The 10,094-nt window shown below is 70.3% G+C and carries 7 protein-coding genes and 2 pseudogenes; 4 read left to right on the plus strand and 5 right to left on the minus strand.

The genetic code is table 11. From position 1 onward, the window contains the following. Positions 1-197: 197 nt before the first annotated feature. A complete protein-coding gene (locus B056_RS0107415) occupies positions 198-1,019 on the plus strand; it encodes a TIGR03620 family F420-dependent LLM class oxidoreductase (RefSeq protein WP_018501254.1) in 822 nt (273 codons plus the stop codon). A 78-nt stretch (positions 1,020-1,097) separates the two neighbouring features. Here the strand turns inward: B056_RS0107415 and B056_RS0107420 are convergent, their stop codons facing one another. After that, positions 1,098-4,043 carry a DEAD/DEAH box helicase gene (locus B056_RS0107420; RefSeq protein WP_018501255.1) on the minus strand — a complete coding sequence of 982 codons (2,946 nt, stop codon included), beginning with the start codon at positions 4,041-4,043 and terminating at the stop codon, positions 1,098-1,100. Positions 4,044-4,894: 851 nt separating this feature from the next. On the opposite strand from B056_RS0107420, the gene B056_RS0107425 reads away from it, so the two are divergent. Then, complete coding sequence (locus tag B056_RS0107425) at positions 4,895-5,272, plus strand: hypothetical protein (RefSeq protein WP_230202874.1); 378 nt, start codon at positions 4,895-4,897, stop codon at positions 5,270-5,272. A 507-nt stretch (positions 5,273-5,779) separates the two neighbouring features. Here B056_RS0107425 and B056_RS0107430 read toward each other — a convergent pair. Next, positions 5,780-6,676: an SAM-dependent methyltransferase gene (locus B056_RS0107430; RefSeq protein ID WP_026239436.1), complete on the minus strand. Its 897-nt coding sequence runs from the start codon at positions 6,674-6,676 to the stop codon at positions 5,780-5,782. Positions 6,677-6,715: 39 nt separating this feature from the next. Here B056_RS0107430 and B056_RS42485 point away from each other — a divergent pair. Beyond that, a pseudogene (locus B056_RS42485) lies at positions 6,716-6,787 on the plus strand (IS6 family transposase); the annotation flags it as partial. A 789-nt stretch (positions 6,788-7,576) separates the two neighbouring features. Beyond that, positions 7,577-7,918 (plus strand): histone-like nucleoid-structuring protein Lsr2, encoded by a 342-nt coding sequence (locus B056_RS0107445; protein WP_026239437.1) that lies wholly within the window; start codon positions 7,577-7,579, stop codon positions 7,916-7,918. A 172-nt stretch (positions 7,919-8,090) separates the two neighbouring features. Here the strand turns inward: B056_RS0107445 and B056_RS0107450 are convergent, their stop codons facing one another. The 3 genes and pseudogenes from B056_RS0107450 to B056_RS0107460 form a co-directional block, all read right to left on the minus strand. Then, positions 8,091-8,948 carry an SDR family oxidoreductase gene (locus B056_RS0107450; protein ID WP_018501261.1) on the minus strand — a complete coding sequence of 286 codons (858 nt, stop codon included), beginning with the start codon at positions 8,946-8,948 and terminating at the stop codon, positions 8,091-8,093. A 52-nt stretch (positions 8,949-9,000) separates the two neighbouring features. After that, positions 9,001-9,627, minus strand: a complete 627-nt coding sequence (locus B056_RS0107455) for a TetR/AcrR family transcriptional regulator (protein ID WP_035750514.1) — start codon at positions 9,625-9,627, stop codon at positions 9,001-9,003. Between the two features lie 204 nt (positions 9,628-9,831). Further along, positions 9,832-10,094: pseudogene (locus B056_RS0107460) on the minus strand (integrase core domain-containing protein); the annotation flags it as partial.

Raw genomic sequence — 10,094 nt, forward strand, 5'->3', positions numbered from 1 at the left:
CAGGAACGGCTACCCGGAGAGCGACGACCGATCGCGTACCCGCTTTCGTCATTTCTGTTCCCAGGCGGAATAGCCGCATCCGGCGCCTTGTTGGCCGCGGGCAGGGACTCTTCGTGGCGGGTCGGCGACGCGGCGACGCGGCGATTGGTCTCGTGTTCTGGTGGGACTGTGGGTACGGCGCGTTCTGGAGGTAATGCATGTCGAAGATCGATCTCGGCCGGTACGGTGCGGTACTGAATCCCAGCTCCGAGGGCTATGTGGAGGCGGCCGTCGAGTTGGAGAAACTGGGCTTCTCGACGATCTGGATCACCGGGGGGCCGCTCGGCAGCCTCGACCAGATCGCCGCCGTCGTCCGGGCGACGAGCGAGGTCCGGGTGGCGAGCTCGATCATTCCGGTGATCCGGTTCCCGGCGGAGGACGTCGTCGCTCTCTACACCGACCTGGAGAAGACCCATCCCGGCCGGTTCGTCGTCGGCCTTGGCGGCGCGCACGGCCCGGACCCGTTCGGGACGCTCGGCCGCTATCTCGACGCGCTCGACGCAGCCGTGCCACGCGAAGCCCGGCTGCTGGCGGCCCTCGGCCCGCGCATGTTGAAACTCGCCCACGACCGGTCGTCCGGCGCGATACCGATCCTGTTCACCCCGGAGCACACCGCCGAGGTGCGGACGGCGCTCGGTGCCGACACCACGCTCGCCCTGGCGCAGGCCGTCGTCGTCGAGGCCGACCCCCAGCGGGCCCGTGAACTCGCCCGCGGCGGGTCACTGGCCTTCCTGAGCACGCAGCCCGCGTATCAGGCAAGCTTCCGCCGGCAGGGATTCACCGATGACGAGATCGCCCGCCTTGACGACCGGCTGGTCGACGCCCTTGTCGCCTGGGGCCCCACCGCCACCATCACCGCGCGACTCGACGCCCAGCTGACGGCGGGTGCCGACCACCTCGCTCTCATGGTCACGGCGGAGCCCGGCAACGTGGTCCCCATTGCCCAGTGGCACGCCTTGGCTGCGGCCCTGCCGGCCTGACCCGGCCGGACGCCAGAGAGCCTCTCCGACGCCACGGCACCGGGTATCTGGAACGACAGAACGTGTCCGGTCGCAGCGCTAGGAGAACCCCGCCTGATCGTGGATGCCGTTGTAGCTGCTGAGCCATCCCGTGCTCACGTGGTCGCCCCGCCGGGAGAACACGCTGACCCCGCGTTCCGGGGCCGGCGCGTGGGCCTCGCGTGAATAGCCGGTGGAACCGTTGACACCACCGAAACCGTTGGCGGTACCGGCGCCGGGCGCGCCGGTACCCGGATAGGACGTCCACTGCCCGGCCGGCGACCCGATGACGGCGTGCTGGTGACCTGCCCAGGCCACCGCCGTGGTCCCGTTCGGCGCGGTGACCTTCACACGGTCGTCGGCCTCGGTGACGGTGGTGTCGGTCGCCCGGTCGCGCAGCAACACCAGGTATTCCTGGGCGTCCAGCTGGCACTGGGCCGGGGCACGGCCCACCGGCCAGTCCGGGGCCGTCACACCGCGTCCGCGGGCGGCTGTGAACAGCAGCGGCACGATGCGCTCCGCTCGCAGTGGGGTCGCCATCTGCTCGCACATCCACAGCAACCGGCCCGCGCCACGGGTGGGCGCGAGCTGCCGCCAGCGGATGCGCCGGCCGAGATCCCCCGCGATGACGGCGACCCACGGCGCGACGGTGGCCAGCTCACCCTGCGCTGCCAGCCAGGCGAAATAGCGCGGCATCTCGCTGAGAATCGGCAGCAGGACCGAGGACGGCAGCCCGGCGATCCTCCTCCCCGGCCGGCTGAACACCCGCGGACTGTTCGCGACCAGCGCGATCGCGACCTGCGCCAGATCGCCCGGCGCCACGGCGGTTGACGGAGCGAGACCGAGCGCACCCCCCGGGGCGTCAACCCGCTCCAGATACCCCCGGGCGCGCAGCAGCCGTGCCACCTGGGGACGCAGATCGTCCGTCACCGGGGCCTCGGCGAACTGCGGCACACCGACGCCGATCGCCAGCCCGAGCAGCCGCTCTGCGTCCTCGGGGTCGTGGGGCCGCCGGTCGACCTCCGCGAGCAGGCCCCGCAGCTGCGTGCCGATCTCGACCGGAACCATGAACCGGGTCGTCAGCCTGCCCAGCTCGGTGACCCTGAGCACCGTGCCGACATCCGGCTCGGTGACCAGCGCGACGTACCCGCCCTCCACCAGCAGGTCGACGGCATCCCGCACCGGCGTGAGCCCTTCGGCGCCCTGATGATGAGCCAGCGTGCGCAGCCACCAGTTCTCCGCGTCGGCGAGGGTGTGGACGCGCTGTTGAGCCGCCTCCGCCAGCAGATGATCGGCCAGGCTGTCCGCGATGTGGGAGCGGACCGCGTACCCCTCGACGAGCCGGTTCTGCCAGGTCGCCCGCTCCGTCTCATCGACGACCAGGTAGGACCATCCCTCGGTCTCCCCGGCCCCGACCCGGCCGGCCCGGCCGAACATCTGCTGCACCGTCGCCACGTCGATTTTGTCCAGACCGATGCGGGTGTCCCGGACGACGACCGCCCGCGCGGGCAGGTTCACCCCGGCCGCCACCGTCGTCGTCGCGACGAGGACATCCAGACCGCGGGCACGGAAGGCGCGTTCCGCCTCGTGGCGGTGCTCCCAGTCCTTGTAGTGCAGACCCACCCCGACCTCGGTGCACACCTGGTGGACGCGGGAGCCGTCATCCGGGTCGATGCCGCGGATGTCCGCGCCCCGATCGGCCGCGATCGTGAGCGCGGTCGCGCGGACGTTGCGCCGGCTTCCGCAGAACACCAGCACGCTGCCACCGTCATCGGTGACCATGCGCGTCAGCGCCGTGGCCGCCCGCAGCCTGTTGGCATTGTCGGTCCTACGGTCAGCGGTGGCCGGGATCATCGGCAGCTGCCAGGTCAACCGGGACGGGCGCCACGTGGTCGTCACGACGCGGGCGCCAAGCCACCCGGCGACCTCCTCGGCATTTGCGACCGTCGCCGACAACCCGACGATCCGCACCGGTGATTCCACACCGCGCACCCGGGCCAGCAACGCCTCCAGCAACGGCCCCCGCCCGGCACTGCCCAGCAGATGGATCTCGTCGATGACCAGGCAGCCCACCTCACCCAACGCGGCACGCAGCGACGTCGCCCGGCACACCGACTCGAACTTCTCCGTCGTCGACACCCACAGATCGGCCTCGCGGGCCCGCTCCACGTCGACCACGTGCTCGCCGGAAAGACGCTCCACCCGCAGCCCCCGCGCACGCCAGGTGGCGAGCTCGCGGTCGAGCTCGTCGGTCAGCGACCGCTGCGGCACCAACCAGGCCGCTTTGCGTCCCTCACCGAGAATGGCCTTGAGCGCGGCGAGCATGCCGATCGCGGTCTTGCCCGACCCTGTCGGCGCGGCGACGAGAAGATGGGTGTTGTCGCGCAGCACGTGCGGCGCGGCCTCCGCCTGCGCCGGGTTCAGCCCGGGATGGGGCAGGTACGGCACCCAGTCCGGGGGCACGACCGTCCGGGCGTGGACGGGGCTCCAGGCCGGGAGGAACGGCTCGCCATGGTTGTCCCAGGCCAGCTCGAACGCGTCCCGGGCCGCCTCGGCGGCCATTCCGACGACGCCCGCCGCCCGCAGCTTCGCGGTGTTCGCGGCCGGGAGAAAACCGGGTACCGCGCTTAGCGCGGCCAGCGCGCCATCCGGCCCGACCGTGCTGACGGTCTCCGCCTCGGCCCAGTGGCGCACCCGCCGATGCGGCACCCCGGCGGCGCTCATCAGTGCGCACAGCGCGTCGAAGTCCGCCGCCAGCGGGACCAGCACGCGCACGTCCACCCCATCCGGCTGAGACGGAACATCGGCCCACGGGTCTGCGATCTTGCACCAGTGCAGAAGCCTGCGCTCGGTCATCGGTTGCGGTGTTCCGAGATCAGGCACGGAGACGGCGGTGGACCCCGACCGCGGCGCACTCGTCGCGAAGTAGCCCGGCGCGAGTCGCGGATCGAGCAGCTCCGCGGCGAGCTTCCAGGCGTTCTCGGCGGGGACGGCACCCGTCCTCATCCCGCCGGGGAGTGGGCCGTCGTCAACGAACGAGGGCCGCGGAGATGCCGTCCTGGCCCGACGGGGAGCACTCCGCCGAGGCCGCAGCTCATCGAAGGTTCGTACACCCAGATCCGCCAAGGTGAACGTCGCCGCGCAAGGCGGGCACACCAGGGCGACGTAGCGTTGCGGCCGTCCGCCGCTCACATAGGACTTTCGGAGGCAGTGCAGCGTGCCGTCGCATCGCGGGCAGCCACGTGGCGCGACGTCGTCGTAGGACCAGCCCGACTGGCCGAACCGCTCGTGCGCCAGCTGCGGCAGGATCCCCCACCGGGCCTGCGCGACATCCGTGACGCTTGTGCGCTCGTCCGTCCCCGCACCGTCGGTGTGAGCGGAGCCCGAACCGTCATTGCTCGGCCCGGGCCAGCGACCCGGGTCGCGATAGGCCGGGTCGCCTGCGACATCGACCGGGGGAGACACGGCGGTCGGAAACCCCGCCGTTTCGGATTGATCCGAGCCTGCGCCATCGGCCGACGAGAAGGTTCCGATGGCGGGGGTGAATGACTCATCGGATGAGCCGGAGGGGCTCGACGTCGATCCGGAAGGTTCGACAGCCGGCGCGGAAGGCCTCCCGGAAACCGGCGGCTCGGCCCTACCTCTCGGATTCCGACGCCAACCGAGCACGCAGCCCCCTCAGGCAACACCGTTACACATCAGCCCTGACCTCACGCCCACCAATTACGTACAGCGACCAATCTGGTGCTCACGGCGCTGGAATCAGCTCAGACTAGCTGGATGAAGCGAAAGCCACACATACTCCGGCAGGTTCCTGCCGGTGGGGGCTCCGTTGCGCCCGGTCAGGACAGGCCTTCATGCCGACGGTCGCGCATGATCAGGAGACGGGTCGAGATGTGGTCGCTCCACCGGTGCCGGTCCCGAAGTCGCCAGGTTCCGGTTCCCGCCGGCTGAGCGACACCATCCAGGAGCACCTGAACGCCTGTCCGCCGGATCTCCCGGGCGGCACACCTCAGGTGCACGACTTCGACGGCACCTTCAGCCTGACGGACAAGGGGCTGAAACTCACCATCACGTCGGGCGAGGCACCGACAAAGCCAACCTGGTGGCAGAGCACGCTGCTGGCTGCCGGCTTCTACTCACTGGGCCTGGCCTTCCGGACGGCGTGCATGCTTGGTGTGGTCGCCTCGACCGGTGGGGCGGCGAGTGTCCTGGCCAAGACGGCCTGCGCGTAGGTCGCCGGATTCCTGGGCGCCTTCCTCCTCAGGCTGGTCTCGTTCAAGCTCGACGGCAAGAAGCTCGACGCGGACGCCTGGGGGGACATCCTGTGCGTCGCGCTGGCAGGTGCCCTGGTCGGCAGCGGCGCCTGGGAGGGCCTGGTCGGCCCCTGGGTCGCGAACTCCGGGCAGGCGTTCATGACCCCCGGGTAGGCACCTGGCTGCCCCAGCTCGGTGGGGCGATCGCACGCGGTTGGGGGCAGGCGGGCGAGGCGGCCACCGCGGTCGGTGAAGCCATCAGGGACTGGGCGGCCGAGTTCCCCGCGGTGCTACGGAACGCAGTCGACCGCCCACCTGGAGGCGCCGGCGCGGGCTCGGTGGACGGCGCGACCACAGCACTACGCTGATCCGACGGTCCGGAGGTAACCCCGCGTGTTCGGGAGGTTCGCGAGAACCTCCCGAACACGCGGCCAGAACCCCCTGGCGTCAGATCTGCTCCCGGGACGCCGCCCGCCGGCCGATCGTTCAGGGGACGCGGGCGATGGCGCCGTAGACGTTGACGCGGCTGTCGGCCAGTTCCGTACCGGCGTCCTTCTCCGCGTGCCAGCGGTGGACCGGCACGACACCCGGCTCGACGAGGTCGAGGCCGGTGAGGAAGTCCTCGACCTCGGCCCGCGAACGTGGCGTCAAGGTGATCCCGCGTGCCTGGTAGACGGCCGAGACCCGCTCCGCCTCCTCCGGCGCGAAGTCCCCGGTGGCGTGGGTGAGCGCCACGTAACTGCCCGACGGGAGGATCTCCGTGTAGCGGCGGACCAGGCCGTACGGGTCGTCCGACGCGGGGATGAAGTGCAGCACGGCGATCAGGGAGAGCACGAACGGCCGGCCGAGATCGAGCGTGTCGGCCAGCTCAGGCGAGGCGAGGATCTTCTCCGGCTCACGCAGGTCGGCGTCGAGGTAGGCGGTGCGGCCCTGCCGGGTACCGGTCAGCAGGGCGCGGGCGTGCGCGAGCACGATCGGATCGTTGTCGGCGTAGACGATCCGGGCGTCCGCGGCGGCCTCCTGCGCGACCTCGTGCAGGTTCGGCGAGGTCGGGATGCCGGTACCGATGTCGAGGAACTGCCGCAGCCCCAGCTCCCCGACGAGCTTCCGGGTCGCGCGGTGCAGGAACGCCCGGTTCTCCCGCGCCCCGGTCCGCATGTCCGGGAAGATCGCCAGCGTCTGCTCGGCGGCCTCCCGGTCAGCCGGGAAGTTGTCCTTGCCGCCCAGAAAATAGTCGTACACCCGGGCCGAGTGCGGAACATCGGTCTTCAGATCGACCGGGGTGAGCTGCTCTGCCACCGGCGTGAACCACGGCCTCACGCTGAACGCCCCACCCTCGGCATCGGTCACCGCGCACAACCCCTCACGTTCCGGCACAACCATCGGGAATCAGCCTAACGGGTAGCCGACCCGGGCATCGGCGCGCTGTCGTACCGGGATGTCGAGGAGCTGCTCGCCGAACGCGGCCTCGAGGTCGATCACGTCACGATCTACTCTCCTCGCCGCCCACGCCCGCCGCCCCTGGCACGTCGAGAACAAAGTCCACTACGTCCGCGACGTGTCGTTCGGCGAGGACGCCTCCACCTGCGCACCGGCAACATCCCGACCAGCCTCGCGATCCCGCGCTCCGCGGTGATCAACAGGCTGCGTCGAGCCGGCTACCGGTTCATCCCACCCGGCCGCCGCGACCACACCACCCCCACCGCCGCACTCGATCTCCACGGTTTCCCCTGACAAAACAGGTCAGACCACGATCACGCCGGAGCCCTTCCCACCAGCCCCCCGCACGCCAACCCCGACAGCGTGCGGATCCCACGCTTCCCCGAACTGGTCCACGCCGGCGACTATCCGCGGCCCCGCCCCTTCGGTGGATGGGCGCCACCGTCGATGAGACCGGCTACTCCGATCACTTCCCCAGCGGGATGACCGTCACCGAAACCGGCTGGCCTCCGGGCCGCCGTCATACGCGTGGTGACCGGCCTCCGCTCACCGCAGGTTCCTCTGGTCAGGGGTCACGATCGGCGCGGGCCCGTCCTCAAGGGTGGGACGCGTCGGTGATGCCGGTCACTTGTGGGCGAGGATGTCCTTTCACTCTGGGGCAGTCCATCCTCATGAGCCGCCCAAGAGTTCTCCACAATCCAGATGCGCCGCTCCCGCCAGGGAAGCCTTCCCGGCATATTCAGCGGATTTGGATGGCTGCGGCGGACCGGTCCGGACGGTCACGCGATACGGTACGGAATACATCGCGGATACACGGTCCGCGAGCAGGAACGGGGAATGCTCATGGCACAGAAGGCCATCGTTTCGCTGATCGACGACCTCAGTGGAGAAACGGCCGACGAGACCGTCCGGTTCGGGCTGGACGGCGCACAGTACGAGATCGACCTGTCAGAGACGAACGCCACGAAGCTGCGGGAGGCACTGGCCTCGTTCGTTTCGGCGGGCCGCCGTTCCGGTGGCCGCGCGGGCAGCGGGCGGCGCGGCCCGCGCGCCGCTTCGCCGCGCGCCGCGTCTGCCGAGCGCACCGCGGAGATCCGCGAGTGGGCGCGAAGCAACGGCTACACGGTGAGCGACCGGGGTCGTATCGCGTCGACCATCGTCGAAGCATTCGGCAAAGCTCACTGAGCACCAGCCTGACGGGCTTGTTGTGGGGCTCACGGGGGCGCCGGGCCGGCGCTCTGCGGGCTCGCCGGACAGATCGCGGGCCTGCTGCTCGCGCAGCAGGCCGGCGTCGAAGGCGCGCGGGACGATCAGCAGTGCGCGGCCGGCCTGGGTCCTGCTGCCGGTCCGGCGTGTATCAGCCCTTGAGAGCTGCCGAGATGGTCTTGGCGAGCGGGGTGGTCGGGCGGCCGATCAGGCGGCTGAGTTCACCGCTGCCGCCCTGGAGCAGGCCGCGCTTGATACCAAGGTCGGTCTCGGCGAAGGCTTCGGCCTGCTCGGCGGGAATCCCGGCACTGGAGAAGGCGGCTGCCAGCGTGTCGACCGGGACGTCATGATAGGCGACCTCCCTGCCGGACTGGCTGGAGAGTTCCGCCGCGTACTCGGCAAAGGTCCATGCGCTGTCGCCGCTGAGCTCATACGTCTTGTTCTCGTGGCCTTCGGTGGTCAGGACGACGGCGGCCGCCGCGGAGAAGTCCGCTCGGGTGGCGGAACCGATCCTGCCCTCGCCCGCGGCGCCGACCACGCCGTGCTCCAGCTGGACGGGGATCTGGCCGGTGTAGTTCTCGGTGTACCAGCCGTTGCGCAGGAGCGTGTAGGTCAGGCCCGATCCTAGGATGGCCTGCTCCGTGGGCTTGTGCTGCTCGGCGGCCAGCTTGAAGCCTTCAAGCATGCCACCGAGGACGCTGGTGTAGGCGAGCCGGGCAACGCCCGCCGCCTTCGCGGCGTCGATGACATTCCCGTGTTGGGCGGTGCGCCGACCGAATTCGGTGCCGGAGATCAGCAGGACGACATCTCCGGCGCTGAACACGCTGTTCAGGGTCTCTGGCCTGCCGTAGTCGGCGATCCTCACGTCAACGCCCTTGGCGGCGATGCGCGCGGCCTTGTCGGCGTTGCGCGCGACCGCGACGACCTGGTCCGCGGGGACCCTCATCAACAGCTCATCGATGACGAGACGGCCCAGATGTCCGGTGGCAGCGGTGACAACAATGCTCATGCGGGATCCTCCAAGATCACGAGTGTGGTTATTGCCCTGACTCCACGGCAGATCACTGATCCTGCGAGCCGGGGTCGCGGCGTTCTTGGCGCACGGTGAGCGCGGCGAAGGCTGCGTCGAGCAGGTCGCCCAGGTCGAGGCGGCCTTCGGATGCTGTCCAGCGGTCGATGGCGATGCCCAGGCAGTCCAGGGCAGCGGCGGCTCGTACCAACAGCTCCAGCTCCGCGGACTGCGCGGAGTCGGTGCGCTCGGCGAGGGCGTGAACCAGCAAGGGGCGCCAGCCGCACTGCTTCTCCAGGAGCCGGGCCCGCAACGCGGGCGTCTCCAGGATGAGACGAGCCGTTGCCAGGGCCCCGGCTGGATCCCGGCGGTGGTCGTCGGCCACGGTGTCGAGTGCGCGGCGCAGCGCCGTCCAGTCGTCCTCGGCGGCGGGCCGGGCCCGCAGGGCCTCGGCGACCTGTTCGCCTCGGGCCTCGAAGGCGCTGAGGACGGCATCCTCCTTGGTGTCGAAGTAGCGCAGGAAGGTGTTGCGCGACACCCCGGCCGCTGCGGCCACCTCGTTGATGGTGACCTTCTCGAAGCCGTCCCGCTGGAACAGATCGAAGGCCACCTGGGCCAGATCGGCCCGGACAGCGGCGCGGGCGACGGCCCTCGTCCTGGTGCGCACGTCTCCACCCATCCTGTAACCCTGTCCCTAATTCGGCGATTGTTTACAGATTATCAGCCCATCCCCTGTACTGGGACTCAGTCTCATAAAAGGGAGTGGGCGCGGCACTGTTGCATCGGCGCAGTCCGCCGGCACACGGCCGCCGATCAGTCATGATCGGGCTATGTGTCACCGTGTGGGGTGTCGGAACTCGGCCACCGGTGGTGACCTGGGGTTTTAGGCGGCTCGTTCGTATTCGTTGATCAGGCCGCCGAGGATGGGCTGGCGCTTGGTCCGTTCCTGGGTCAGGTCCGCGGCGGGGTGGTCGGGCCGTGGTGGCTGAAGGGCGCGGCCACGGTGGGGTCGTCGTCCGTCGTCGTGGGCCGCGTACTCGGCCAGGACGGTGCGCAGGTGCCGCTCACCGACGATCAGCATGCGGTCGGTGACCTCGGTCCGGACGGTGCGGACGAACCGTTCCGCCACTGCAACAGCGCCCCGGT

It is taken from the genome of Parafrankia discariae, assembly GCF_000373365.1.
GTDB classification, from domain to species: domain Bacteria; phylum Actinomycetota; class Actinomycetes; order Frankiales; family Frankiaceae; genus Parafrankia; species Parafrankia discariae.

Bases quoted from the DNA above. Each gene is read 5' to 3' on its own strand.
- B056_RS0107445 (WP_026239437.1), top strand. From the start codon at position 7,577: ATGGCACAGAAGGCCATCGTTTCGCTGATCGACGACCTCAGTGGAGAA.
- B056_RS0107415 (WP_018501254.1), top strand. From the start codon at position 198: ATGTCGAAGATCGATCTCGGCCGGTACGGTGCGGTACTGAATCCCAGC.
- B056_RS0107420 (WP_018501255.1), bottom strand. From the start codon at position 4,043: ATGAGGACGGGTGCCGTCCCCGCCGAGAACGCCTGGAAGCTCGCCGCG.
- B056_RS0107425 (WP_230202874.1), top strand. From the start codon at position 4,895: ATGCCGACGGTCGCGCATGATCAGGAGACGGGTCGAGATGTGGTCGCT.
- B056_RS0107450 (WP_018501261.1), bottom strand. From the start codon at position 8,948: ATGAGCATTGTTGTCACCGCTGCCACCGGACATCTGGGCCGTCTCGTC.
- B056_RS0107455 (WP_035750514.1), bottom strand. From the start codon at position 9,627: ATGGGTGGAGACGTGCGCACCAGGACGAGGGCCGTCGCCCGCGCCGCT.
- B056_RS0107430 (WP_026239436.1), bottom strand. From the start codon at position 6,676: ATGGTTGTGCCGGAACGTGAGGGGTTGTGCGCGGTGACCGATGCCGAG.